This is a genomic window from Kitasatospora sp. NPDC086791 (assembly GCF_040685975.1).
Lineage (GTDB): Bacteria > Actinomycetota > Actinomycetes > Streptomycetales > Streptomycetaceae > Kitasatospora.
This window is the reverse complement of record NZ_JBFBOC010000006.1, coordinates 138,346-163,765: the sequence shown is the minus strand read 5'-3', so window position 1 is coordinate 163,765 and position 25,420 is coordinate 138,346. Positions and strand designations below refer to the sequence as shown.

The following is a 25,420-nucleotide window of genomic DNA, read 5'->3' as shown; positions in this document are numbered from 1 at the left end:
TGAAACCCGTGAAACCCGTGAAACCCGTGAAACCCGCCCAGGAACCCGCCGTGCGCAGCACCCCCGCCCGCAGCACCCGCCCGCCCACCGGCCCCCGCCAACTGCACCCCGGCGCCTGGTGGTTGTGGGCGCTCGGACTGGGCGCGGCGGCGACCCGCACCACCAACCCGGCGATCCTGCTGCTGCTCGCCGCCGTCGCCGGGTACGTGGTCGCGGCCCGGCGCGGCGACGCGCCCTGGTCCCGGTCGTACGGGGCGTTCCTGCGGCTGGGCCTGCTGGTGCTCGGCATCCGGCTGGTGTTCGCCGTGTTCCTCGGCTCGCCGATCCCCGGCACCCACGTGCTGTTCACGCTGCCCGAAGTGCCGCTGCCGGTCTGGGCACAGGGTGTGCGGATCGGCGGCCGGGTGACCGTCGAGGGCCTGCTCGCGGCGCTGTACGACGGGCTGCGCCTGGCCACCCTGCTGGTCTGCGTCGGCGCCGCCAACTCGCTGGCCAGTCCGGCCCGGCTGCTGCGCACCCTGCCCGGCGCGCTCTACGAGGCGGGCGTCGCCGTGGTGGTGGCGATGACCTTCGCGCCGAACCTGGTCGCGGACGTCCGCCGGCTGCGCGCCGCACGGCGGCTGCGCGGCCGCACCGACAAGGGCGTCGCGGCCGTGCTGAGCGTGGGACTGCCGGTGCTGGAGGGCGCGTTGGAGCGGTCCGTCGCGCTGGCCGCCGCGATGGACACCCGCGGCTTCGGCCGTACCGCCGACGTCCCGCGCCGGCTCGCCCGGGCGACGGCGGCGCTCACCCTGGCCGGGCTGCTCGGAGTCTGCCTCGCGGCGTACGGGCTGCTGACCGCCGGCGGCGCCGGCTGGGCGCTCCCGGTGCTGGCGCTCGGTCTGGCCGCCGCCTTCGCCGGGCTGCTGCTCGGCAGCCGACGGTCCGTCAGAACTCGCTACCGGCCCGATCCCTGGGCGCTGCCCGAGTGGCTGACCGCCGGGTCCGGAGTGGCCGTGGCGGCCCTCACCGGCTACCTGGCCGCGCGGGATCCGGCCGCCTTCGCCCCCACCGTCGTCCCGCCGACCGTGCCCGTGCTGCCGCTGGCCGCCGTCCTGGCCGTCCTGCTCGGCCTGGTACCGGCGTTCGCCGCCCCGACCCCGCCCCGGAGGGCATCGTGATCACCTTCGAGCAGGTCTCCGTCCGGTACGAGGACTCCGCCGCGCCCGTCCTCGACGGCGTGGACCTCACCGTCCCCGAGGGGGAACTCTGCCTGCTGGTGGGCCCGTCGGGCTCCGGCAAGTCCACCCTGCTGGGGACGGTCAGCGGCCTGGTACCGCACTTCACCGGCGGCGTGCTGCACGGCCGGGTCACCGTCGGCGGCCGGGACACCCGGGAGCACCGGCCGCGCGAACTCGCGGACCTGGTCGGCACGGTGGGGCAGGACCCGGCGGCGCACTTCGTCACCGACACGGTGGAGGACGAACTCGCCTACGGCATGGAGTCGTTGGGCCTGCCGGGCGACGTGATGCGCCGCCGGGTCGAGGAGACCCTCGACCTGCTCGGCCTGGCCGAGCTGCGCGACCGCGCGCTGGGCTCGCTCTCCGGCGGCCAGCAGCAGCGCGTCGCGATCGGCTCGGTGCTCACCGTGCACCCGCGGGTGCTGGTCCTGGACGAGCCGACCTCGGCGCTGGACCCGGGCGCGGCCGAGGAGGTGCTGGCCGTCCTGCAGCGGCTGGTGCACGACCTCGGCACCACCGTGCTGATGGCCGAGCACCGGCTGGAGCGGGTCGTCCAGTACGCCGACCAGGTGCTGCTGCTGACCCCGGGCGCGCCCCCGGTGCTGGGCGAGCCGGTCGAGGTGATGGCGCACTCGCCGGTGCACCCGCCGGTCGTCGGCCTCGGCCGGCTCGCGGGCTGGCGGCCGCTGCCGCTGTCGGTGCGCGACGCCCGGCGCAGGGCGGCCTCGCTGCGCGCCGAGCTGGACGGCCGTGCGCCCGCCACCGTACCCGCCTCACCTCCTGCCGCGCCCGTCCCGGCCGGGGAGCCGATCGCCGTCGCCGACCGCCTCGCCGTGCGCCGCGGCCCGGTCCACGCGCTGCGCGGGGTCGACCTCGCGCTCCACCGCGGCGAGATCACCGCGCTGATGGGCCGCAACGGCGCCGGCAAGTCCACCCTGCTCGGCGGCCTGGTCGGCCTGCACGCCCCCGCCTCCGGCAGCGTCCGGGTCGGCGGCCGCGTCCCGCACCGCACCCGCCCCGCCGAGCTGATCCGCGAGGTCGGCCTCGTCCCGCAGGACCCGCGCGACCTGCTGTACGGCGAATCCGTCGCCGCCGAGTGCGCGGCGGCCGACACCGACGCGGGCGCCGAGCCCGGCACCTGCCGCGCCCTGGTCGAACGCCTGCTGCCCGGCACCGCCGACACCGCCCACCCGCGCGACCTCTCCGAGGGCCAGCGGCTCAGCCTCGCGCTCGCCGTCGTGCTCGCCGCCCGGCCCCCGCTGCTGCTGCTCGACGAGCCGACCCGCGGTCTGGACTACGCCGCCAAGGCCCGGCTGGTGGAGATCGTGCGCGGCCTCGCGACGGAGGGCCACGCGGTGCTGCTGGCGACGCACGACGTCGAACTGGCGGCCGAACTCGCCCACCGCACGGTGATCCTGGCCGAGGGCGAGATCGTCGCGGACGGACCGACGGCGGAGGTCGTGGTCTCCTCGCCCGCCTTCGCCCCGCAGGTCGCCAAGGTGCTGGCGCCGGGCCCGTGGCTCACCGTGCGGCAGGTGGCGGAGGCGATCGGCGCATGAGCAGTCCGGTGCCCCTCGGCCGCCGGTCGGCCGCGGCCCTGCTGATCGTCTCCGCGGTCGGCGTCGCCGCCTTCGGCTGGCCGCTGCTCGCCTCCACCAAGTCCGCGCTGGTCGGCCACGCCACCGACGCGCCCTGGCTGTTCGCCCTGCTCCTGCCCCTCCTGCTCGCCGTCGTGATCGCGCAGATCTCCGAAGGACGCTCGGCGGGCGGCGGGGCGCCCGGGCTGGACGCCAAGTCCGTCGCACTGCTCGGCGTCCTGGCGGCGGCCGGTGCCGCGCTGCGGCCGCTCGGCGCCGGAACGGCCGGCCTGGAGCCGATGTTCTTCCTGATGGTGCTGTCCGGGCGGGTGCTCGGCCCGGGGTTCGGCTTCGTCCTGGGCTCGTTGTCGATGTTCGCCTCCGCACTGCTCACCGGCGGGGTCGGGCCCTGGCTGCCGTTCCAGATGCTGGCGATGGGCTGGGTCTGCCTCGGCGCGGGACTGCTGCCGGGGTCCGCCGCACTGCGCGGACGCCGCGAACTGCTGCTCCTCGCCGGGTACGGCGCCACCGCCGCCGTCCTCTACGGGACCGTCATGAACCTGCAGGGCTGGCCGTACATCGGCGGACTGGCCGGCTCCATCTCCTTCGTTCCCGGGGACCCGCTGCCCGCCAACCTGGTCCGGTTCGCCGCCTACTGCCTGACCACCTCGCTGGGTTGGGACCTTCCCCGGGCCGTGCTGACCGTCGTGCTGTGCCTCACCCTCGGCACGCCCGTCCTGCGCGCCCTGCGTCGCACCACCCGCCGGGCCGCCTTCGACGCACCGGTCACCTTCCGCCCGCCGGAGGGCTGAACCCGCCGCTCCCCTTCCCGGCCCGCGCGCCGCCCGCACCGTCCGGAACTTCCGAACGGCGGGGCACCACTGCGCACACACGCACCCGTACGCTGTCCCGCAGCACCGGGAGCGATGGCGTTCGGGAGTCGGGGAAACCAGTGGAACTACGTCAGTTGCGCGTCTTCGAGGCCGTCGTCGCCCACCGCACCGTCGCCGGCGCGGCCGCGGCGCTCGGACTCGCCCCCTCCTCCGTCGCGGAGCAGATCCGCACGCTGGAGCGGAGCCTGGGCACCGAGCTGTTCGACCGGGCCCCGCGCGGCATGGCCCTCACCCCGGCCGGGAACCGGCTGCTGCCGTGGTCCCGGCGGCTGCTGGACCAGGCCGAACAGGCGCGGCGGGAGGTGGTCGCCACCCGCACCCGCACCCGGCTGCGGCTCGGCGCGCTGGAAGCCATCGCGGCCACCCACCTGCCCGCCGTCCTCGCCCGGCTCGCCGAACGCCGGCCCGACCTGGAGATATCCCTGCACACCGACCCCGCCCGGGACGCCCTGCTCGGCGGGGTCGCGGCCGGAGCGCTGGAGGTGGCGCTGATCCTGGACACCGCCGGCCCGCTCGGCGGACTCGGCTTCTACCTGCCGCCGGCCCCGCTCGCCCACGTCGACCTGGAGGACGTCCCGCTCGCCCTGGTCGCCGCCCCCACCGACCCGCTCGCCGGCGCCGCCGCCCTCACCCCCGGCCACCTGCGCGGCCGGCACCTCCTCGTCGACACCCCCGCCTGCTCCTTCCACCTCGCCGGCGAACGCCTGCTCGGCCACGAGGTCGACCGCGTCCGCACCGGCGGCATCGCCGTCACCCGCGCCTGCGCCGAACAGGGCCTCGGCATCGCCCTCCTGCCCGAGTTCGCCGTCCACCACCAACTCACCGCAGGCACCCTGATCCGCCTCCCCCTCGACCCCCCACCCCTCCACCTCCGCCTCGTCCGACGCGCGGACCGCGAAACCCCACCCGGCCTCCCCGAGGCCCTCCACCCGAACCCCGCTCACACCACAGCCGGTTGAGGCCCCACAGGCTCGTTTGACGAGACGAACCGGCCTACGTACGGTCCGGAGTGAAGACGGTCCACATCAGGGGGTGAGCCACCGTGCGCCATGCGGATCCGGCCGAGCAGACGGACCTGAGCAACCCCGCGCAATGGCTCCTGCTCGCCATCCTCGGCGGCCTCTTCACCCTCGGCCTGCAGGCCTTCAGACACAAACTGACACCCCGCAGCCTGATCAGCCAGTCCCCCAGGCTCCACCGGGTCTTCCCGAAGCTCTGGGGCGGCCTCGTCATGACGGTCACGGGCATGGCCGCCATCACGATGATCCTGAGCGCCCTGGGCCTCCACCCCACCGCTCGATAACCACCCGCCTCCCCACCGACCTGAACGCACCCCGGGCCCTCCCCCACCAGGGGAAGGACCCGAAGAAGAACGCGTCCCCGGAAACAGCCGCGCAGCGTGGACCAGTTGGACGCTGTTCAGCTCGTCGGCGCCCTTCTTACTGCCCGCCAGCCGCGCAGTCCACTCCCAGCAGCCACGTCCACGCGTCAGGGTTGAGGCTCACCGCCAACTCCGCGCTGAGGTCGTCGTCCCTGTCCAACTGCTCTTCAACTCCCCTGGGCAAGGACCGAACCGGCCATTCGTCCACAGACATGCCGAGGAGCCCGATGCCATCGGCATCGGGCTCCTCCCCACTGGACCACCCCTCTCCGACCAAGGTTCCGGGGTGGTCCGGCACGTCTTCAGTTGTCCCTGATCAGGTCAGGGGCGGTCCCGAGACTGTTCCTCGCAGCCGAAGATCCGCCGGAACAGGAGGTGGGGGCGCTCGGGGGCGGAGTGGTCGTCCTGCGCGGATCCGCGGAAGAACGGCATCATCGGACAGCCCTCCCTCGGAACGGCGGCCAAGGGCCGAGCCCTCCTCGACAGCCTGTCGAAGTCCGCTGCGGGGCACCTCTCGATCATCGCGGGCAGCTGAGGAACACTCCGGGCCCTCCCCCACCAGGGGAAGGGCCCGAAGAGCAGAGCAGCACAGTGATTCAGGCGTTCTTGGGGCCGGCCGACTGGACCACGTCGAAGGACCAGACGGTGGAGCCGGAGGCGGCCGGGCGCTTCGGGGCTTCGCCCTCGCCGCCGCCCTGGTGGGCCGACTTCATCGGGCCCTCCATCCAGGCCTGGAAGGACTCCTCGTCGCGCCAGCGGGTGTAGACGAGGTAGTTGTCGGTGCCCTCGACCGGGCGGAGCAGTTCGAACCACTCGAAGCCGTCGGAACCCTCGACCGCGCCGGCCCGCGAGGCGAAGCGCTGCTCCAGCACCTCGCGCTGCTCGGCGGGCACCGTCAGGACGTTGATCTTGACTACGGACATGCCGCTCCTTGCTGGTTCGCCGGGGCCGCGGGTGCGGGTGCGGCCGCCGGTCCGGTGACTGCCTACGGCAGCAGTCTCCTACACCTCACACCGGTCGGGTGCACCTCCCGCCGGTCAGACGATCCACGCCGGGAGGACGCGGTCGGCGTCGCGCGGGGCCATGGCGCAGGCGTCCTCGGGGGTGATGGCGTCGGGGTTGTAGGCGCGGGAGGGGGAGGTGGAGGCGACGACGGCGGTGAAGCCCTCGACGGTGGTGATCCGGCGGGCGGTGTCGGCGGGGAGGACGAGGGTGTCGCCGGCGGCGAGCTCGTGGGACTCCCCGGCCAGTTCGGCCGTGGCGGAGCCGGCGAGGAAGGTCCAGATCTGCTCGGCGTCCATGGCGTGCAGCGGGCCCCGGGTGCCGGGCCGCATGTCGACCTGCCACAGCGCGAGGGCGGCGGAACCCTGGGTGGGCGAGGCGAAGGTGGTCATCGCGGCGTTCGGGGTCTCGGAGCGGCGGGCGTCGGACCGGCGGATGACGGGCATGACGAAGGAACCCCCTATGATGGACAATGAAGTTGTCTATATGGTCAATGAGGTTGTCTATCGTGTCAAGTGACCCGGCCCCGCCCGGCTTCGAGCTGCCGCTGCGCCTGCTCCTCGCCTTCCGGACGATCATCGACGAGCTGCACGAGCGGATCGCCCGCGAGGGCCACCCGGACCTGCGCCCGATGCACGGCTTCGTCTTCCAGGCGATCGGCCCGCACGGCACCACCGCCGTCGAACTCGGCCGCCGCCTCGGCGTCTCCAAGCAGGCGGCGGGCAAGACCGTCGAGCAGCTGGAACAGCTCGGCTACGTCGAACGCGGCAGCGACCCGGCCGACGCCCGTCGCAAGGTGGTCCGGCTCACCGAACGGGGTGTGGACTGCCTGGCCCGCTCGGCCCGGATCTTCGACGAGCTGCGCGCCGAGTGGTCCGCCGCCCTCGGCGAGGAGCAGCTGCGCCAGGTGGAGGACGGCCTGCGCCGACTCGCCCCGGGCGACCCGTTCCGCCTCGACACTCCGCGCTGGTTCGGCTCGCCGTGAGGGAAGGACCCGGGCGCTCGTGTCCGACCCGTGAGATCGGGGACGCGGCCGGCGGCCCTCGGGGGCTCCACCGGCGGCCGTACGGGGGTCAGGCCGCCGGGAACCCCCGCGTCGCGAGGGTCTGGTTCTTGTACGCCGTGACGCCGGTGATCTCGGCGCCGAACCAGTCCGGCGGGGTGAAGGCCTCGGCCTCGGCCACCGAGCCGAACTCCACCTCGACCGTCCGCAGGCCCGCCAACTCCCCCTGGTAGACGTCGACTTCGACGGTGACACCGGCCGAGGCGAAGGTGTACCGGTCCTTGAGCAGCCGGGCTCCCTCGGTGGCCGGCCAGAGCTCGGCGAACTCCTCCTCGCCGAGCTCGCGCTCCACCTCGACGCGGACGGCGGAGGCCCCGGCCGTGCCGCGCTTGACGCCGAGGACGCGGCGGCCGCCGATCCGCCGCAGCCGCACCTCCGTCCCGTCGTCCTTGATCGCGATGTAGCCCTGCTCGATGTGCTGACGCACCGCCGTCTCCGGCGGCTCGAAGGAGGTCAGCCGGAACTTGCGCTCGATTTCGAGCGGCATGCCACACCCTCTCGACGGAGTTCCTCCGACAGCCGGCCCCAGCCAGGGCCGGTACGCGACGATACGTCACCCGGTCGCACCTCGCCGCTCCGCCGACTCCCCGCCGACTCCCCGCCGTTCGGCCGCCCTCAGAACGACCGCCCCTCGCCCCGGGACGACGGCTCCGGCCCGACCGGGTCGGGCTTGTCCCGCAGGTCGGCGCAGAGCGTGGAGCTGAGCCTGGTCAGCAGCTCGGCGAGATCGGCGTACTGCTTCTCGTCCCAGTCCCCCAGCAGGTCGGCGAGCTGGGCGCGCCGGGCCGCGACCAGCCGCAGCGCGGTCTCCTCCCCCGGTTCGGTGAGCCGCAGCGGCAGCCCGCCGGTCCGCGCGGCCAGCCCCCGGCCCTCCACCTCCCGGACGGCCTCCTCGACGACGGCGACCGGCACGATCCGCCGCTCGGCCAGTTCCGCCGGCTCGACCGAGCCGTGCTGGTGCATCTGCAGCAGCAGCCAGCTGGAGGCGGGCAGCAGGTCCAGTCCGGCGGTGGCGGTGATCCGCCGGAAGAGGTCGCGCCGGGCCTCGCGGGTGCTCAGCACCGAGAGCGCGCGGGCGATCTCGTCCAGGGACGTGCGCTCCACCGGGTTGAGCCCGATGGACTCGCTCAGGTCCGGCGCGGTGACGGTGGAGCGCAGCTTCTGCTCGCGCAGGAACAGCGACAGCACGAAGGCGACCAGCATGACCGGCACCGCGTACAGGAAGACGCGGGTGATCGACTCGGCGTACGCGTGGTAGATCCCCTGCTGGACGTCGGCCGGCAGCCGGGGGATGACCCTCGGGTCGGAGGTGATGGCCTCGGGCCGGAACCCGGGCGGCAGCGGCACCCCCGCCAGGACCTCGGCGAGCCGGTCCCGCAGTCCGCTCGCGAAGACCGTCCCGAAGATGGAGACGCCGAAGGAGGCCCCGATGGAGCGGAAGAAGGTCGCGCCCGCGGTGGCGACGCCGAGGTCCTCGTAGCCGACCGAGTTCTGCACGATCAGCACCAGCACCTGCATCACCAGGCCCAGCCCGAGGCCGAAGACCAGGAAGTAGAAGCTCATCTCGGCCGTGCTGCTGTGCTCGTCCAGCCGGGAGAGCAGCAGCAGCCCGACGGTCGTCACAGCCGTCCCGGCGATCGGGAAGATCCGGTAGTGACCGGTGCGGGCGACGATCTGCCCGGAACCGATCGAGGTGACCAGCATGCCCAGGACCATCGGCAGCATGTGGATGCCGGACATGGTGGGCGACACCTGCATGACCACCTGGAGGAAGGTCGGCAGGTAGGTGAGCGCGCCGAACATCGCGAAGCCGACCACGAAGGAGATCACCGCGACCAGGCTGAAGGTCCGCGAGCGGAACAGCCGCAGCGGCAGGACGGGCTCGACGGCCGTCCGCTCGACCAGGACGAAGGCGAGCAACAGCACCATCCCGAGCACGCCGAGGCCGGTGATCTGCCAGGAGTTCCAGTCCCAGGTGGTGCCGCCGAGTGAGGTCATCAGCACCAGGCAGGTGGCCACGGCGGCGATCAGGACCGTCCCCAGGTAGTCGATCCGGTGCTCGCGCCGCACCTCCGTCCCGTGCAGCACCGCGGCGATCACCACCAGGGCGACGACGCCGATCGGCAGGTTGATGTAGAAGACCCAGCGCCAGCTGAGGTGGTCCACGAACAGCCCGCCGAGCAGCGGCCCGAGCACGCTGGTGACGCCGAACACCGCGCCGAACAGGCCCTGGTAGCGGCCGCGGTCCCGGGGCGGGACGAGGTCCCCGACGATCGCCTGGGAGAGCACCATCAGCCCGCCGCCGCCCAGGCCCTGCAGCGCCCGGAAGGCGATCAGCTCCCCCATGTTCTGCGCGATCCCGCACAGCACCGAGCCGAGCAGGAAGATCACGATGGAGGCCTGGAAGAAGCGCTTCCGGCCGTACATGTCGCCGAGCTTGCCCCAGAGCGGGGTCGCGGCGGTGGAGGCCAGCAGGTAGGCGGTGACCACCCAGGAGAGGTGGTCGAGGCCGCCGAGGTCGCTGACGATGGTGGGCAGCGCGGTGGAGACGATGGTCTGGTCGAGGGCGGCGAGCAGCATCGCCAGCAGCAGGGCGCCGATCGGCACCCAGAGGTTGTGGACGGCGGCCGTCGGTGGGCCGGGCTCGCTCGCCGGGCTCCGCTCGGCCGCGGCGAGCGGATCCGTCATGGCGTCTCCGTGGGCATGGCGTCTCCGTGGGGTCGCGGGCCCCGGCTGACGGGCCCCGTGCGGATGATCACTCCCGGCTCACCATGCTGGCAGATTCGTCCTGATTTGTTCCGCCGGGTTGAGCCGAACGTAAGCAGCGGGGACGTCCGCGGCGTCCGGGGCGTTCCCGGAGGAGCCAACCGGCACCAACCGGCACAACACCCCCGCCGGGGCCGGACGCCCCTGTCCCGCCCCCGGGCCGTCCTGCATAATCAGGCGCGATCGTGCGCCCGGGCCCGGCCCGGGAGCCGCCGAGAGCGTCCGCGGGACCTTGACCCGAGACCGACCCGAAACCGACCCGAAACCGAGGAGGACCGGCCGATGCCGGACCAGCACTGCCCGACGTGCGGCACCGCACGCTCAGCCGGGTGCGGCTGCGTCCCGGACCCGAGCCTCACCGAGACCGCCGTCCTCCCCCACCTCGAGGGCCCGCCGCTGGTCCGCCCGTACGTCCCGCGGACCGCCGATCAGGTGGCCGAGGAACCGCCGGCGCACGCCCCGACCGTGGACCCGTTCGCGACCGCCGTGCTGCCGCCGGTCGCCCCCGGCCGGCCGTTCACTCCGGGTCAGCCGTTCACCCCCGGCCAGCCGTTCACCGCGGGCCGGTCGTTCGCGCCGGGCGGGCCGGGCGCACCGGGGCAGCCGGTCACTCCCCCGCTGGGGCCGGACGCGGACGCCTATGCCACCACCGTGCTGCCGCCCGTCCTCGCGGGGCCCCCGCTCGGGCCGGACGCCGATGCCTACGCGACCACGGTGCTGCCGCCGGTGCCGCCCTCCGGGCCGGGCGCGTACGCGGCCGCGCCGCCACCGCGGTCCCCCGCCGGGCCCGGCGCCGGGCGGGGCGGAGAAGACGAGATCGGCTTCTTCCCCTTCGACAACTTCGACAACGCCCCGGCCGGGCCCGAGCCGCAGGCCGGCGGCCGGGCCGCACGCCGGGCGGCCGAGCAGGGAGCCGGGAGCCCCGGGAGCCCGCTGGCCGAACGCAAGGGGCTGCTGGTCGGGGTCGGCGCCACGCTGGTGGCGCTCACCATCGGCGTCGCGTACGCCGTGACCCCGTCCTCCGAGCCGGACGCCAAGCAGGCGCAGCCGCTGCCGACCACCACCCTGGCGCCCGCGCCGGTGGACCCGAGCCCGGCGACGACGCCCACCGCGACCGCGTCGACGGCGACCGGCGGGGCGCCGAGCCCGTCGGCGACGCCCACCCGCAAGCCGACGCCGACGAAGTCCGCCACTCCGACGCCTACTCCCACGCCGACCCCGACCCCCACCCCGACTCCCACGCCGACCCCGACTCCGACGCCGACGCCCACCCCGACCCCCACCCAGACCCCGCGGGTGCTGTCGCTGGGGATGACCGGGCCCGACGTCAGGGACATGCAGCAGCGCCTGTACGTGGCCGAATGCGGGTTCGTCGACAAGTCGATCATCACCGGCACCTTCGACTACTGGACCCAGTCGGTGCTCAGCGACTTCCAGCGCCAGAACCACATCAAGGGCGAGAACTACGTCTACGGCCCCAAGACCCAGGCCGCCCTCACCGCCAGCCAGGGCTGCTGACCCCCGGACACGCGAACGGGCGGCGCCCGCACCACGCGGACGCCGCCCGTCGGCCGGCCGGTGGCCGTCAGCCGGTGACCGCCCCCACCAGGCTGACGCCCGCCAGCACCACCATGATCGCCGCCGCCACCCGGATGATCAGCTTCATCGGCACGTACTTGAGCAGCTTCTGCCCGCCCACGATGGCGATCCCGCCGACTGCGCAGAGCGCCAGCCAGGAGCCGAGGCCGACGGCCAGCGGATCGGCGTACTTGGCGGCCAGGTTGGCGGTCATGATCTGGGTCAGGTCGCCGAACTCCGCGATCGCGACGACCACGAAGCTGGCCCCGGACACCTTCCAGAAGCTGTTCGAGGAGGGCTCCTTGGCCGCGTGCTCGTCCTCGTCCCCGCCGCCGTGGAACAGCAGCATCGCCGCGCCGGCCAGGAAGAGCAGGCCGGTGACGCCCTCCACCCAGCGGTGCGGGAGCAGCGACAGCAGGTGCCCGGCGACGAGTGCGATGCCCACCTGGAGGGCGAAGGCGGCGGCGATGCCCGCGAAGACGTAGCTCGCGCGGTACTTGGTGCCGAGCACCAGACTGGCCAGCGCGGTCTTGTCCGGCAGTTCGGCCAGGAAGATGATGCCGAAGGTCAACGCGGCAACGGTGAAACTCATCAGGGGGTTCCTCGGTCCGGCTGCCCGGCCTCCGCAGCTCCGTCAGGGGACGCTTCGGCCCGACAGCACTGGTCATGGTCACAGCACTGCGGCCGAAGGTCTCGCCGGCGACGCTCTGCGAGCGGTGCCCCGGGCGCCGGGCCCCGGGGGGCCAGTATGTCGACGGTCCGGTGGAGGGCTACTCCCCTTCAACGTGCCCAAGCGTACCCCACGCCGCCCGGCCCCCGGCGCCGTCAGCCGCCAGCCCTCGGCCCCCGGCCCCCGGCCCCCGGCCCCCGGCCCACGCTCAACCGTTCATCGGCCCTCGCCCGGCGCCCCCGCCGTCACCCGGCCCCGGCCGACCAGTTCCAGCACCACCACGATCGCCACCGACTCCACCGCCAGCAACCCGACCAGCACGAACAGCTGCACCGCCCCCGCCTGGACGGGCGACGCCCCGCCGAGCAGCATCCCGACGAAGGCCCCGGGCAGGGTGACCAGCCCGACCGTACGGGTCTGGTCCAGGGCCGGGACGAGCGAGGTCGCCGCGGCCGTCCGGCAGATCTCCAGCCGCGCCTCCCGGTCCTCGAACCCCAGCGCCAGCGCCGCCTCCACCTCGCCGCGCCGCTGCCGCAGCTCGTCCAGGGCGCGCCGCCCGGCCAGCGAGGTCGCGGTGAGCGCCCCGCCGATCAGGATGCCCGCGACCGGGATGACGGACAGGCCCTTCGGCGGCAGCAGTCCGACGCCCAGCAGCAGGGCGAGCACCGGGAGCACCCCGGCGCCGATCGGCGCGGCCGCCCAGACCCAGCCCGGGCCGGGGGTCATCCGGCGCCCGGCGGTGCGCACCGCGACCGTGAACATCAGCAGCACGAACAGCGCCGACCACCACAGCGAGCCGACCACCCAGGTGATCACCGCGGCGACGCCCGCCAGCTGCACCACCGCCCGCAGTCCGGCCCGCAGCACCGCGTGCCCGTGGCCGAGCAGGCCCTTGCCGGCCACCGCGACGGCGACCAGCAGCAGCACGGCGGTGACCACCCCGAGCGCCGGGGTGACCGGCAGCAGCTGTCCGCCGGACGCCGCAAGAACCATCAGACCCAGCTGGTGAACCACATCCGGTCCTGCCAGGACGACATCGGGATCACCTCCGCCGTGTACAGCGGGTAGAAGAAGGCGAAGCAGCCGACGATCGCCAGCACGACCGCCCCGGCCGCGATCGCGCCGATCCGGCGGCGCTCGCGGGTGCAGCCGGGCGGGCCGAGCACCGCCCCGAGCATCTGGGCGACGGCCAGGCACAGGAACGGCACCAGCACGACCATGTAGAAGGAGAAGATCGTCCGCTCCTGGTAGCGGAACCAGGGCAGGTAGATCCCGGCGACCGCGCAGAGCACCGCGCCCGAGCGCCAGTCCCGCCGGAAGAACCAGCGCCACAGCAGGTAGACCAGCGCGAAGCAGGCCGCCCACCACAGGAACGGCGTGCCCAGGCCCAGGATCTGCGCCGTACAGCCGCCGGAGGAGGTGCAGCCGCGGGTGCCGTTCGGGGCCTGCTCCCAGTACATCGAGACCGGGCGGGCGTCGACCAGCCAGGCGAAGGGGTTGGACTGGTAGGCGTGCGGGGTGCTCAGGCCGGTGTTGAAGTCGTACATCTGCGAGTGGTAGTGCCACAGGCTGCGCAGCGGCGCGGGCACCCAGCTCATCGACACCTGCGGCAGCGGGACGCCCAGGAAGCTGTCCGGGGAGAGCCCGGCGCGGCCGTCCGCCCAGTGCCGGTCGTACCCGCCGCCGTTCACGCCGCCGCTCCCGCCGTTGAGCAGCCAGCCGCCCCAGGCGCCGACGTACACCACCAGCGCGGAGCCGACCATGGCGAGGACGGCCGGTCCGGCGTCCCGGCGCAGCATGGAGCGCCAGGGGCGGCGGGCTCCGGCGCCGCGCCGGCCGGCCTGGTCCCACAGCACGGTCAGCACGCCGAAGGCGGCGAGGATCGGGGCGCCGTTCCACTTCACCGCGCAGGCGGCGCCGATGAACACCCCGGCGGCGATCCGCCAGGGGCGCCACCCGAGCCCCACCCGGTCGGCGTCCCCGTCCGGCCCCGCCACGGCCGCCAGCCGGGCACGGGCGTGGTCGCGGTCGATCAGCAGGGCGCCGAAGGAGGCGAGCACGAAGAACATCTGGATCCCGTCGAGCAGCCCGACCCGGCTCATCACCAGTTGCAGGCCGTCCACCGACATCAGCAGTGCGGCGGTGCAGCCGATCAGGGTGGAGCCGAAGAGCCGACGGCCGATCCGGGCCAGCATCAGCACGGTCACGGTGCCCAGCAGGGCGGTCATGAACCGCCAGCCGAAGGGGTGCAGACCGAACAGCTGCTCGCCGATCGCCATCACCCATTTGCCGAACGGCGGGTGCGCGATGAACTCGGGCGCGGAACCGAGCGGGACGGACTGCGGGACGGCCAGGATGTCGGCGTTGGCGTGGTCGGGCCAGGTGCCCTCGTAGCCCTGCCGGAGCAGCGACCAGGCGTCCTTGGGGTAGTACGTCTCGTCGAAGACGAAGGCGTTGGGGTAGCCGAGGTTCCAGAACCGCAGCAGGCCCGCGAACAGCGCGACGCCGATCGGCCCGAGCCAGCCGGAGCGGTCGGCCGCCCAGCGGACCGTGCCCCTGCGGGGGGCCGGTGCGGGGGCGACGGGGGCCGGGGCCGCCGGGGGGTGCGTGAGCGCCGCTTGCGTCATAGCCTCGCCGATTCGCCTGTCTGCTCTGCCCGGGCCCCGGCGCTGCGGCCGATCCGGGCGGTCAACAGCCACTGACACTATGTGGCGGTGGTCGTGAAGCCAAGCGCGACGGGCGCCGACCAGGTGACCTGGTCGGCGCCCTTGCCGAACACCCGTGCGCACTCTTCGACTACGCGGCGGTTACGCGGCGGTTACGCGGCGGTCTGCAGCTCCCGGACCGGGACGGCGCGGACCACGGCCGGGGCGGCGTTGTCCTGCTCCGGCGTGAGGTGCCCGCGCAGCTTCAGCGCCAGGACGACGACCAGCAGCGTCGAGCCCGCCATCGCCGCCAGGTAGAGCGGCCAGGTGCCGGAGCCGACCAGCAGCACGCCGACGGCCGGGCCGACCGCGATCGCGATCTGCTTCACCAGGGCGTACCCGGCGTTGTAGGTGCCGAGCAGCCGGGCCGGGGCGAGGTCCGCGACCATCGGGCCCATGGTGGGCGCGAGCAGCGACTCGCCGACGCCGAAGAGGGCGTAGATCGAGACGATGGCGACCGTGGCGGCCAAGGTCTCGGTCCGGATCAGACCGGCCACCAGGGCCATCGCCCAGGCGCCGAGCCAGACCAGGCCGGCCGCGGCCATCGCGGTGGTGCGGCGGCGGCGCGCGGTGATCCGCACCATGAACATCTGCAGCACCACGATGGTCAGCGCGTTGGCGCCGATCGCGAAGCCCAGGGTGGAGGGCGCGGTGCCGACGGTGTCCGTGGCGAAGGCCGCGACGCCGGACTCGAACTGGCCGTAGCAGGTGAAGAAGATCAGCCCGGCGAGCACACAGAGCCGCAGCATCGCCTTGTCGGCGACCAGCGCGCGCAGGCCCGTCGGGCCGTCGCTCTTCCGGTGCACGACGCTCAGCTGGATCCGGGGCATCCGGGCGGTGCCGGCGACCAGGGCCAGGCCGAGGAAGGTCGCCGCCTCGATGGTGAACAGCCTGGTCAGGCTGGCCGGGTCGGCGACGTTCACGATCTGCCCGCCGACCAGCGCGCCGATGCCCATGCCCAGGTTGACCAGGGTGAACTGCAGCGCGAAGGCGTGCGAGCGGGTCGCCGCCGTCGAGCAGCGGACGATCATCGTGGCGAGCGCCGGCTGACAGGTGGTGACACCCGCGCCGAACAGGAAGGAGGAGACCAGCAGGGCCGGCGTGCCGGTGGCGTGGCCGAAGGCGAACGCGCCGGTGGCGGCGAGCGCCGTGCCGGCCAGCAGCACCGGACGGGGGCCGTACCGGTCGATGCCGCGCCCGGTCAGCGGCAGGACGGCGAGGGCCGCCAGCGCGAAGACGGTGAACACCATCCCGGCCGCCAGCGAACCCAGCCCGCGCACCTGGTCCACGTACACGAACATGTACGGCATCGTGAACCCGCTGCCGAACGCACTGAGCGCGTTGCCGATCTGGACGCGGCGCAGCGGGCTGCCCGCCTCACGTCGCTGCTGCCTCTGCTGCTTCACCGTGCCGGTCACCGTGCACATCCCTTCCAAGGTTCGACTGGATACTCTTAAGTCCAGAAGATTTCAGAGCTAAAGTTTGACGAGATAAAGTCTTAGCACCGGAAGACTGCCGAGTCAAAGGCTTAAGGAGTGCACCCTCGTGCGACACTGGTCCGCATGACTACGGACAAGCCGGCGCCGGCTGGTCACAAGCCCGCCCCGGCCACCCCCCTGGAGTTCGGCATCGCCGAACAAGTCGCTCTGTACCAGCGGGAGTTCCCCACCGTCGACCCCCAGGTGGAGACCATCGTGCAGACCCTCAACCGGGTCTCCCGGCGGATGGGCGTGGCGTACGACCGTCAACTGACTGTGCTCGGAATCACCTCCGCCGAGTGGGAGGTGCTCAAGGCCCTGGTGGTCTCCGGCAGCCCGTACCGGCTCGGGCCGGGCGAGCTGGCCAAGCGGCTCGGGCTCACCCCGGCGGCGATGACGCACCGGATCGACCGGATGGTGGCCGACGGCCTGGTCACCCGGGAGCGGGACGAGTCCAACCGGGTGCGGGTGATCATCGAGCTGACCGAGACCGGCCGCGACAAGTGGCTGGAGTCGATGCGGATGGCGGCGGTGTTCGAGGAGGAGCTGCTCCAGGACATCGCCGGCGAGGAGCGCGGCGCGCTCTCCGCCCTGCTGGCCCGGATGCTGCGGCGGATCGAGGAGAGCCAGCCGGACGCGCTCGGACGCACCGTCGACCTGGCCTGAGCCCGGACCGGCGGGCCGGGGCACGGCCGGAACGGGCCGGATCGGCGACCGAACGGGCCGGGGTCGGCAGACGAACCGACCGGGGCCGGCCGACTCCCCGTTGGCATCCGGCCTTTCGCGGGAACGACGGAGGTCCGGCCCGCCGGGGATGCTCCCCCGGCGGGCCGGACCTCTTCGTGTGCCCCGGGGGTCCGTCGGACCCCCGGTCATCCGGTGGTGCGGGTCGTCAGCAGGGACCGTTGTCGGTCCAGACGCCCCACTGGCCGCTCAGGCTCGGGTCGTCGCCCTTGGTCCACCACTTGTTGGTGTAGTAGTGGCCCTTCCAGGAGACCTTGGTGCCGCCGGCCGCGTAGGTGGTGTTCGCGTCCCAGCTCGGGGCGGCCGAGCAGGTGGCCGGCGTGGTCGGGGTGCCGGTCGGCGTACCGGTCGGAGTGCCCGTCGGCGTGCCGGTGGGGGTGCCGGTCGGCGTGCCGGTGGGGGTGCCGGTCGGCGTCTGGGTCGGGGTCGGGGTGCCGGTCGGCGGGGCCGGGCAGCCGGCGGCGGAGCCGTTGGTGGCGTTCACCATCGTGTCGAACAGGCCGGTCTTGGTCCCGAGGTCGTACAGCGAGAAGGCGAAGGAGCCGCCGAGGCCGTTGCAGTGCGCGTAGTCGATCTTGGCCTGGATCGACTTGGTGTCCTCACCGCTCCAGAAGGTGTTGCCGTCGTAGAAGTACGTGGCCTTGGCCGTGTCGTCCCAGAAGGTCTTGGACGGGTTGTCGACGAAGCCCGAGAGCTCCTTGAACATCTGGATGCCGGGGACGTTGCCGGACATCGCCGCACCGGCCGCCGGGTTGGCGGCGGGCTGGAAGAGGCCGTTCTTGCCGTTGTTCTGGACGCCGGTCCAGCCGCGGTAGTAGAACGGCACACCCATGTTGATCTTGTTGGCCGGGAAGCCGCCGGGGATGCCGTACTGCGCGTCGCCGACCGTCCACGCCTTGATGGCGTTGTCGATCGAGTACTTGCCGTTGCCCGGCTTGGCCGGGGTCGACGGGTCGTTCGGGCCGGAGTACAGCGGCGCCTGGTGGTTGGTCGGGCCCTGCGCGTCCCAACCGCCGTGCATGTCGTAGGTCATGACGTCGAGGAAGGTCAGGTACTGGCCGACCTTGTCGGTCTCGACGTTCATGATCTTGTCCTGGCCGGCGCCGACCGCCGCCGACAGGGCATAGGTCTTGCCGTCGGCCTTGCCCTGCGCGTCCAGCTGGGTGCGGAACTCCTTCAGCAGCGCCGTGAAGTTCTGCTTGTCGGCCGGGCTGGAGACGTTGCCCGCGTGGCCGCCGCCGCCCGGGTACTCCCAGTCGATGTCCACGCCGTCGAAGACGCCGGCCGCGGTGCCCGGGCCGCCGAAGCCGGCGTCGCTCGGGAGGTTGCCCTTGATGAACATGTCGAGGCAGGACGACACCAGGTGCTTGCGCGAGGCGTCCGTGGCCGCGGCCGACGAGAAGTACTTGGAGTAGGTCCAACCGCCCAGCGAGATCAGGACCTTGAGGTTCGGGTTCTTCGCCTTCAGCTTCTTCAGCTGGTTGAAGTTGCCCGCGATCGGCTGGTTCCAGACGTCGCCGACGCCGTCGACCGAGATGTCCGCGCCGAAGCTCTTCTGGTAGTCGGCGAACGCGTCGCCCGCGCCGTCACCCGCGTTGGGGTTGTTGTCGTTGGTGTCGGCGGCCTTGGTGGCCTCGAAACACCCGAGGTCGCTCGGGTGGATGTTGGCGAAGTCGTAGATCAGGTAGTCCAGCTTCCCGGCCACGCCGGTGTCCTGGATCGTCTTCGGGTAGTACCCGTTCGCGTAGATCGACCACTGGTCGAAGTAGGCGACCTTGATGCCGCCGCTGGTGGCGGGCGCGCCGGTGCTGTTGGTGGTCGCGGCGTTGGCCGCGGCGCCGCCGGACAGCGCGAGGCCCGCGCCGAGCAGCAGGGAGGCGGTGGTGCCGGCCGCGACGGCGGTCAGGCTCTTCGGGCGGCGTCGGCGGCCGCCCTGCGGGGCCGGGGCCCCGGCCCTTTCGATGCGTGAGCGCAGCATGGGTGCGTGACTCCTGGTCGTGGGGGTTCCCGCCGGTCCCGGGGGCGCGCGTCCGGGGTGGGGCCGGACGACCGGGACATGACAGGAAAGGGTGGGGAATCGAGCGGATCAGGCCATGACGGACACCGGGATGCGCCGAACCGGCGCCGGCGACACGAGGCCGCCGGCGCCGGTTCAGGGGCTCCCTGCACCTGGGGAATAAAAATGGACTAGACCAACTCACCCGTCAAGGGGTCCCGTTGGGCCTTGAGTCCCGCTTAAGGTTCCGCACCCGCACCGAGCCGGGCCGTCAGTACCGGACGGCGTTGGCCACCTCGGCCTTGACCGTGCCGGAGAGCTCCCGGTTGCTGCGCGCGGCGGCCTGGACGCTCTGGCCCGCGGCCAGGTCCTGGACGGTCACCGCCGTGGCGTCGACCACCTTGCCGGACTCGTCGGTGAAGTTCACCTGGATCACGTACCGGTAGGACTGCTGGCCGTGGTTGGTGACGGTCAGTTGGACCTGCACCTTGTTGTCCGTACCGGTGGTCACCGCCCCGACCGTCACGTCGCCCTTCGCGTCCAGCCCGCCCTTGATCCCGGCGAGGGCCGAGGAGGCCGAGGACACCGCCTCCGAGGCCCGCGCCTCCGCCGAGGCCAGCGCGGACCCCGCTCCGCCGGCCGCCGAGGCCAGCGCCGACCCGGCCCCGCCCGCCGCCGAGACCAGCGCCGAGGCGGCGGAGGCGGCGGCGCTCGCGCCCTTCGCCACCGCGGACGCCGCCTCGGAGGCGACGCTGCTCGCGCTCTGGCCGGAGGAGCAGCCCGCCAGCGCCGCGACGCCGACCAGCGCCGCGGTCAGCACCCCGGCCAGCGCGTGGGGCCGGCGGCGCAGCGGTGACGCCTCCAGGTCCTGCGCGGTGACCCTCGGACGCGGGGCGGTGCCCCGGGTGAGCGGCTGGCGGTCCATGCGGTCCCTCGTTTCCGGATCGGCCGGTTCCGGTCGGCCGGTTCCGGTCGGCGCCGGGCTGTCCGGCACGCCTCCCGCCCACCCTCCGAGGGCCCGGGGACAGCCGCCAGCAGGGCTGCTGCCTCCGGGTGACCGCGCTCGCCCGACCCCGGGACGGGTCGCCGGACGACGGCGGTGCGGGCCCCGGGCCGGGCCGCCGGACGGCAGCGGGACGGCAGCGGGACGGACCTCAGACCGACGGCGGGCCGGGCCCCGGGCCGGGCCGTGAGGTCCCCGGCCGGTCCCCCGGGCCGGGTCAGGACAGCCCGGAGCCCTCCTGCTCGTCCGCCTCCACGGCGGCCCGCTCCTCGCGCAGCCGCACCACGTGCCGGCGCCGCGCCACCACGCCGTACGCCCCGGCCGCGCTCGACACGAAGGCCAGCGCGCCGATCCAGGAGCGGTCGAAGACGTGGCCGGTCAGGTGGTCCAGCGAGTACCGGCCGGCGCCGGCCAGGCCGATCGCCAGGCCGGTCGCACCGAGGAAGGCCGGGTACTCGTAGCCGCCGCCCATGGCGAAGAAACCGGCCGGGGCGTGCACCGCCACCGCCGTCGCCATCGTCCCGGCCACCACCGCACCGGCCGCCGGCGTGGCCAGCCCGGCCACCAGCAGCGCGCCGCCGCCCGCCTCGCCGAGGCCGGCCGCCATCGCGCTCTCCCGGGCCGGGTGGAAGCCCATGTGGTCCATGGCCTGGGTGGTGCCCTCCAGGCCGCCGCCCCCGAACCAGCCGAACAGCTTCTGGGTGCCGTGCGCGATCAGCACCCCGCCGACCGCGCTGCGCAGGGCCAGCAGGCCCAGGTCCTTCCGGTTCAGGCACATGTCGCATCCTCGTTTCCGCGGCGGAGTGGTCCCTGCCCGCGGGTGCGGTCCCCGCCGGTGGTGGTACCGGTGGAGCCCGCCCCCGGGGCAGTCCTGCCTCCATAGCAACCGAGACCGTCCACCCGTTCGAGCCCGGTGCCGCCATCCGGGCGAATTCGCCGCAGACCGGGAATGAAACGCGGACGGGGACGAACCGGGGGCAGGGGAGACCCGCGCCACGCCCGACCGTGGGGCGTGGCGGTCCGGCCGCCCGGGGCGCCGCGGTCATGCTGGGCGCATGTTCGTCTTCAACCTGAGCAGCGCGTTCATCACCTTCTTCGCCGTGGTCGGACCGCCGAAGACCCTGCTGTCCTTCGCCCGGCTGGCCACCACCCGCAGCACCGGGGAGCTGCGGCGGCTGGCGGCGTGGAGCACGCTCATCTCGGCGGTGATCGGCCTGGTGCTCGGGTTCACGGCGGACGAGGTCAGCACCCTCTTCCACATCAGCGACCAGTCGCTGCAGCTCGCGGGCGGGCTGATCTTCTTCGTCTACGCCGTCGCACTGGTCTTCGGCGTCCACCTCGGCAGCGACGGCGAGCAGGACGACCACCTGTCGAACCCGCTGGTGGACGGCATCCGCGAGCTGCTGCTGCCGTACATCGCCAGCCCGCTCGCGGTGACCGCCGTCCTGGTCGCCTCGCTCACCCAGGACAACTGGGCCTGGAAGTCCGCGATCGCCGGGGCGTACGTGGCCGTCACGGTGATCAACTACCTCTGCGTGGCCCTGCTCGCACCGCTGCTGCAGCGTTCCCACCGGACCTCGCTGGAGGTGCTGTCCCGGCTGCTCGGGCTGCTGTTGGCGGCGGTCGGCGTGGAGCTGTTCCTGGAGGGCCTGGCCGGGCTCGGGGTGCACCTGCCTCCGGCGCACTGAACCCGGGCCCGGCTGCCGGACGGCGAGCGGGCCACGGCCAGGACGGCGCACGGGCGGGGCCCGGTCAACCCCCGCTCGGACCCCGGTCGGCACCGGTCAGGCCGCCGCCAGCTTCGCCAGCACCTCGCCGATCCGCGCGCGCACCAGCGGGTCGGCGATCAGCCCGTCCGGGCCGACCGCCCCGCGCTCCAGCGGGATCCGGACGCAGGCCTCCTCCACCACGGCCGCGCCGGTGTAACCGAGGACGGTGCGCAGGGTGGCCTCGGCGCCCCCGCCGCGGCCCGCCCCGGCGGCGTTGATCCAGGCGGTGGGCTTCTCCGAGACCTCCACCCCGCCGACCGTCCAGTCCAGCAGGTTCTTGAACGAGCCCGGCAGCGTCCCGGCGTACTCGGGCGTGCAGACCAGCAGCGCGTCGGCCGCCCCGATCGCGGCCCGCAGCGCGGCCACCGGCTCCGGCAGCGGGTCGGTGTCGTGGTCCGGGTTGAAGTGCGGCAGCCCGGCCAGCCCGGTGTAGTACGTGGTCCGCAGGCCCGGGGTGGCGGCGGCGACGGCGGCCGCGGTGCGCAGCACGGTCTCGTTGGTGGAACCGGCCCGCAGGCTCCCCGGCAACAGCAGGATGTGGCGCTCGTTCGACATGCGCTGGAACCTACTCCCTGACGTCCGCGTCAAGGCCAGCGGCCACGCGCGCCTGTTCCCGCGCTCGCCCGCGCTCCGGTCGGCACGGCTCCGGTCAGCGCGGCGCCAGCGGCCGCCACGGCACCGGGCTGGAGAGGATCATCGAGCTGGACGGCTGGCCGTAGCCGCCGAGCCGGTCGCACAGCGCCTCGAACTCGGCCATCGTCGGCACCGCAACCAGCAGCACGCAGCAGGCCCCGCCGGTGACCCGGTGCAGCTGGAGCACCTCCGGCCAGGTCGCCACGTCGGGGTCGCGCAGCACGCAGCGCGGGCCGTAGCACTGGATCTGCACCAGCGCGGTGATCGGCAGTCCGGCCCGGGTCGGGTCCACGTGGGCGTGGTAGCCGCTGATCACGCCCTCGGCCTCCAGGCGGCGGACCCGTTCGGCCACCGCGGGTGCGGACAGACTCACCCGACGGGAGAGTTCGTTGTACGAGAGCCGGGCGTCGGCCTGCAGCTCGGCCAGCAGGCGGCGGTCGACGGCGTCCATGGCGACTCCCCGGGTGGTTCGGATCAAGGGATTTTCATTCGTAAAGCGAACCGGCCGAACGCCTCGCGATCAACAGCTCCGACGGCGGTTGCGGTGTCCGTCGACCATTCAAGCGGGGGCCACCACCGCCGCACAATGGGCACCCGGTGGAACCGGGCAGTCCGTCCGGTTCACCGGAGCGGGCGACGGGGCCCGGACGGATCAGGAGGATCGGGATGGGGCACGACACGGTGGAGACACCCAACCTGTCGTTCGGTAGGAGCGGGACGCCGGGCCGGAGCACCCCGTACGCCCAGTACGCCCGGCTGGACGAGCTGCACAGCCTGCAGCACCCGCGCAGCAAGGAGCCCGCCGAGCTGTCGTTCATCGTCACCACCCAGGTGATGGAGCTGCTCTTCGACCTGCTGCGGCACGAGTGGACGATCGCCCGGCAGGCGCTGCGCGAGGACGACCTGCCCGCCGCGCTCGCCGCGCTGCGCCGGGGCACCCACGCGCAGGACGTGCTGGTGGAGTCCTGGGACCTGCTGGCCACCATGACGCCGCAGGAGTTCAACTCCTTCCGCTCGCTGTTCGGCGAGGCCTCCGGCTTCCAGTCCGCGGCCTTCCTGCACCTGGAGTTCCTGCTCGGCAACAAGAACGCCGCGCTGCTGAAGATGTACGACGGGATGCCGCAGACCCAGGACGAGCTGATCGGGGCGCTGCGCTCCCCCGGCCTGTACGACGAGGCGCTGGCGCTGCTGGCGCGGCACGGCCTGGCGCTGCGCCCGGCGCCCTCCGAGCAGCGCTACCACCCGTCCGAGGAGGTCGCCGCGGCCTGGCGCCGGGTGTACACCGAGCCGGAGTTCGCCGCGCTGCAGCCGCTCGGCGAGGCCCTGCTGGACGTCGCCGAGCGGGTCACCCGCTGGCGCCAGCGGCACCTCTCGGCGGTCAAGCGGACCATGGGCGGCAAGCCCGGCTCGGGCGGCTCCAGCGGGCTGACCTGGCTGCGCAAGTCGGCCGAGCAGGACGTGTTCCCGGAGCTGTGGACGATCCGGAACGAGCTGTGAGCGGACGAGCTGTGAGCGGACGAGCTGTGAGCAAGGGTGACGAGGGAGAGATGGGCATGACCACGCGCGAGGAGTGCGCGGCGCTGGACGCCGTCGACCCGCTGGCGGCGTTCCGCAAGGAGTTCGCGCTGCCGGACGGGGTGATCTACCTGGACGGCAACTCGCTGGGCGCGCTGCCGGTGCGCACGCCCGAGCGGGTGCGCCGGGTGGTCGAGGAGGAGTGGGGCCGGGAGCTGATCCGCAGCTGGAACGACGCCGGCTGGTTCGAGCAGCCGTACCGGCTGGGACGGCGGATCGCGCCGCTGATCGGGGCCGATCCGGCGGAGGTGGTCGTCTGCGACACCACCTCGGTGAACCTGTTCAAGGTGCTGTCGGCCGCGCTGCGGCTGCGCCCGGGGCGGCACACGGTGCTCGGCGACGCCGAGGCCTTCCCGACCGACCTGTACATCGCCGAGGGCGTGACCGGCCTGGTCGAGGACACGCGCAGCGCGCTGGTCCGGCCGGAGGAGCTGGACCGGCACCTGGACGGCGACGTCGCCGCGGTCGTCCTCTCGCACGTGGACTACCGCACCGGCGAGCTGCTGGACATGCCCGGGATCACCGCCCGGGTGCAGGCCGCGGGCGCGCTGATGATCTGGGACGTGTGCCACGCGGTGGGCGCGCTGCCGGTCGAACTCGGCGCCGCGAACGCGGACTTCGCGGTCGGCTGCACCTACAAGTACCTGAACGGCGGCCCCGGCTCCCCGGCCTTCCTGTACGTCGCCGAGCGCCACCTGGCGGCCGGTCCGCCGCAGCCGCTGAGCGGCTGGTTCGGGCACGCCCGCCCGTTCGCCTTCGAGCCCGGGTACGACCCCAAGCAGGGCATCGGCCGCTTCCTGACCAGCTCGCCCTCGCTGCTCGGCCAGGCCGCCCTCGACGCCTCGCTGGACGTCTGGGAGCGGGCCGACCTCGCGGCGGTGCGGGCGAAGAGCCTGGCGCTGACCGATCTGTTCATCTCCCTGACCGAGGGCCTGGACGGCATCGAGGTGGTCACCCCGCGCGAGCACGCCCGGCGCGGCAGCCAGGTCGCCCTGCGGCACGCCGACGGCTACCCGGTGGTGCAGGCCCTGATCGAGCGCGGAGTGATCGGCGACTTCCGCGCACCGGACCTGATGCGCTTCGGCTTCACCCCGCTCTACCTCTCCTACACCGAGGTCTGGGACGCCGCCCGGCAGCTCGCCGAGGTCCTGGAGAGCGGCGAGTGGCAGGCGGAACGCTTCTCCCGCCGCGGCGAGGTGACCTGACCCCCACCCCCGGGTCGGCTCCCACGGAGTACCCGGTGGGCCGACAGGACCAGGAGGACCGGGACCCCGGGACGGCGCAGGCCGACCGGGGTCGGGTCGGCTCGGGCGGCCCGGGTGGAAGCCCCCGCCGACGGCCCGACCGACAGCCCCCGTCGACGCCCT

The 25,420-nt window shown here is 73.7% G+C and carries 24 protein-coding genes; 11 read left to right on the top strand and 13 right to left on the bottom strand.

Features of this window, described 5'->3' with window-relative positions:
- The first annotated feature begins 50 nt into the window (after window positions 1-50).
- From AB0Q99_RS12295 to AB0Q99_RS12275, 5 genes are all read left to right on the top strand, one after another.
- Complete coding sequence (locus tag AB0Q99_RS12295; RefSeq protein WP_363570723.1) at window positions 51-1,160, top strand: CbiQ family ECF transporter T component; 1,110 nt, start codon at window positions 51-53, stop codon at window positions 1,158-1,160.
- Window positions 1,157-2,779 carry an ATP-binding cassette domain-containing protein gene (locus AB0Q99_RS12290; RefSeq protein ID WP_363570721.1) on the top strand — a complete coding sequence of 541 codons (1,623 nt, stop codon included), beginning with the start codon at window positions 1,157-1,159 and terminating at the stop codon, window positions 2,777-2,779. Before AB0Q99_RS12295 ends, AB0Q99_RS12290 begins: the two co-directional genes overlap by 4 nt.
- Entirely contained in the window at window positions 2,776-3,609 is an 834-nt protein-coding gene (locus AB0Q99_RS12285; protein ID WP_363570719.1) for an ECF transporter S component, read from the top strand. The genes AB0Q99_RS12290 and AB0Q99_RS12285 overlap by 4 nt, the downstream gene beginning before the upstream one ends.
- A 140-nt stretch (window positions 3,610-3,749) precedes the next feature.
- Entirely contained in the window at window positions 3,750-4,649 is a 900-nt protein-coding gene (locus AB0Q99_RS12280; protein WP_363570717.1) for a LysR family transcriptional regulator, read from the top strand.
- 83 nt (window positions 4,650-4,732) lie between these two features.
- The gene (locus AB0Q99_RS12275) at window positions 4,733-4,993 is read left to right on the top strand and encodes a hypothetical protein (protein ID WP_363570715.1); all 261 of its coding nucleotides are present in this window, start codon (window positions 4,733-4,735) and stop codon (window positions 4,991-4,993) included.
- A gap of 674 nt (window positions 4,994-5,667) precedes the next feature.
- On the opposite strand, the gene AB0Q99_RS12270 is transcribed toward AB0Q99_RS12275, so the two are convergent.
- A complete protein-coding gene (locus AB0Q99_RS12270) occupies window positions 5,668-5,994 on the bottom strand; it encodes an antibiotic biosynthesis monooxygenase (RefSeq protein WP_363570713.1) in 327 nt (108 codons plus the stop codon).
- Between the two features lie 114 nt (window positions 5,995-6,108).
- Window positions 6,109-6,519, bottom strand: coding sequence for a cupin domain-containing protein (locus tag AB0Q99_RS12265; RefSeq protein ID WP_363570711.1), 411 nt, complete (start codon window positions 6,517-6,519; stop codon window positions 6,109-6,111).
- A 62-nt stretch (window positions 6,520-6,581) separates the two neighbouring features.
- Between AB0Q99_RS12265 and AB0Q99_RS12260 the strand changes: the two genes are divergently transcribed.
- Entirely contained in the window at window positions 6,582-7,058 is a 477-nt protein-coding gene (locus tag AB0Q99_RS12260) for a MarR family winged helix-turn-helix transcriptional regulator (protein ID WP_363570709.1), read from the top strand.
- Window positions 7,059-7,146: 88 nt separating this feature from the next.
- Here AB0Q99_RS12260 and AB0Q99_RS12255 read toward each other — a convergent pair whose 3' ends face one another.
- Complete coding sequence (locus AB0Q99_RS12255) at window positions 7,147-7,623, bottom strand: adenylate cyclase (protein WP_363570707.1); 477 nt, start codon at window positions 7,621-7,623, stop codon at window positions 7,147-7,149.
- Between the two features lie 128 nt (window positions 7,624-7,751).
- Entirely contained in the window at window positions 7,752-9,824 is a 2,073-nt protein-coding gene (locus AB0Q99_RS12250) for an MDR family MFS transporter (protein ID WP_363570705.1), read from the bottom strand.
- A gap of 360 nt (window positions 9,825-10,184) precedes the next feature.
- Here AB0Q99_RS12250 and AB0Q99_RS12245 point away from each other — a divergent pair, with 360 nt between their 5' ends.
- A complete protein-coding gene (locus AB0Q99_RS12245) occupies window positions 10,185-11,420 on the top strand; it encodes a peptidoglycan-binding domain-containing protein (RefSeq protein WP_363570703.1) in 1,236 nt (411 codons plus the stop codon).
- Window positions 11,421-11,487: 67 nt separating this feature from the next.
- Here AB0Q99_RS12245 and AB0Q99_RS12240 read toward each other — a convergent pair whose 3' ends face one another.
- From AB0Q99_RS12240 to AB0Q99_RS12225, 4 genes are all read right to left on the bottom strand, one after another.
- Window positions 11,488-12,075 carry a TMEM165/GDT1 family protein gene (locus tag AB0Q99_RS12240; protein WP_363570880.1) on the bottom strand — a complete coding sequence of 196 codons (588 nt, stop codon included), beginning with the start codon at window positions 12,073-12,075 and terminating at the stop codon, window positions 11,488-11,490.
- 291 nt (window positions 12,076-12,366) lie between these two features.
- The gene (locus AB0Q99_RS12235; protein ID WP_363570878.1) at window positions 12,367-13,143 is read right to left on the bottom strand and encodes an ABC transporter permease; all 777 of its coding nucleotides are present in this window, start codon (window positions 13,141-13,143) and stop codon (window positions 12,367-12,369) included.
- Window positions 13,143-14,777 (bottom strand): phospholipid carrier-dependent glycosyltransferase, encoded by a 1,635-nt coding sequence (locus AB0Q99_RS12230; RefSeq protein WP_363570701.1) that lies wholly within the window; start codon window positions 14,775-14,777, stop codon window positions 13,143-13,145. The genes AB0Q99_RS12235 and AB0Q99_RS12230 overlap by 1 nt, the downstream gene beginning before the upstream one ends.
- Before the next feature lie 191 nt (window positions 14,778-14,968).
- Window positions 14,969-16,273: an MFS transporter gene (locus tag AB0Q99_RS12225; protein ID WP_363570699.1), complete on the bottom strand. Its 1,305-nt coding sequence runs from the start codon at window positions 16,271-16,273 to the stop codon at window positions 14,969-14,971.
- A 144-nt stretch (window positions 16,274-16,417) separates the two neighbouring features.
- On the opposite strand from AB0Q99_RS12225, the gene AB0Q99_RS12220 reads away from it, so the two are divergent.
- Complete coding sequence (locus tag AB0Q99_RS12220) at window positions 16,418-16,999, top strand: MarR family transcriptional regulator (protein WP_363570697.1); 582 nt, start codon at window positions 16,418-16,420, stop codon at window positions 16,997-16,999.
- Between the two features lie 226 nt (window positions 17,000-17,225).
- Here the strand turns inward: AB0Q99_RS12220 and AB0Q99_RS12215 are convergent, their stop codons facing one another.
- The 3 genes from AB0Q99_RS12215 to AB0Q99_RS12205 all read right to left on the bottom strand — a co-directional run bounded on the left by AB0Q99_RS12215 (window position 17,226) and on the right by AB0Q99_RS12205 (window position 20,854).
- Complete coding sequence (locus tag AB0Q99_RS12215; protein ID WP_363570695.1) at window positions 17,226-19,055, bottom strand: glycosyl hydrolase family 18 protein; 1,830 nt, start codon at window positions 19,053-19,055, stop codon at window positions 17,226-17,228.
- A gap of 289 nt (window positions 19,056-19,344) precedes the next feature.
- Complete coding sequence (locus tag AB0Q99_RS12210; protein WP_363570693.1) at window positions 19,345-19,998, bottom strand: FxLYD domain-containing protein; 654 nt, start codon at window positions 19,996-19,998, stop codon at window positions 19,345-19,347.
- A 295-nt stretch (window positions 19,999-20,293) separates the two neighbouring features.
- On the bottom strand, window positions 20,294-20,854 hold the full coding sequence (locus tag AB0Q99_RS12205; RefSeq protein ID WP_363570691.1) for a DoxX family protein: 561 nt from the start codon (window positions 20,852-20,854) through the stop codon (window positions 20,294-20,296).
- Between the two features lie 277 nt (window positions 20,855-21,131).
- On the opposite strand from AB0Q99_RS12205, the gene AB0Q99_RS12200 reads away from it, so the two are divergent.
- Window positions 21,132-21,764: a MarC family protein gene (locus tag AB0Q99_RS12200; RefSeq protein ID WP_363570689.1), complete on the top strand. Its 633-nt coding sequence runs from the start codon at window positions 21,132-21,134 to the stop codon at window positions 21,762-21,764.
- Window positions 21,765-21,860: 96 nt separating this feature from the next.
- Here AB0Q99_RS12200 and AB0Q99_RS12195 read toward each other — a convergent pair whose 3' ends face one another.
- Window positions 21,861-22,400, bottom strand: a complete 540-nt coding sequence (locus AB0Q99_RS12195; RefSeq protein WP_363570687.1) for an NAD(P)H-dependent oxidoreductase — start codon at window positions 22,398-22,400, stop codon at window positions 21,861-21,863.
- 94 nt (window positions 22,401-22,494) lie between these two features.
- Window positions 22,495-22,929: an Lrp/AsnC family transcriptional regulator gene (locus tag AB0Q99_RS12190; protein WP_363570685.1), complete on the bottom strand. Its 435-nt coding sequence runs from the start codon at window positions 22,927-22,929 to the stop codon at window positions 22,495-22,497.
- Between the two features lie 215 nt (window positions 22,930-23,144).
- On the opposite strand from AB0Q99_RS12190, the gene AB0Q99_RS12185 reads away from it, so the two are divergent.
- Window positions 23,145-23,975: a tryptophan 2,3-dioxygenase family protein gene (locus AB0Q99_RS12185; protein ID WP_363570683.1), complete on the top strand. Its 831-nt coding sequence runs from the start codon at window positions 23,145-23,147 to the stop codon at window positions 23,973-23,975.
- Between the two features lie 56 nt (window positions 23,976-24,031).
- On the top strand, window positions 24,032-25,258 hold the full coding sequence (kynU, locus tag AB0Q99_RS12180; RefSeq protein ID WP_363570681.1) for a kynureninase: 1,227 nt from the start codon (window positions 24,032-24,034) through the stop codon (window positions 25,256-25,258).
- Window positions 25,259-25,420: the final 162 nt, after the last annotated feature.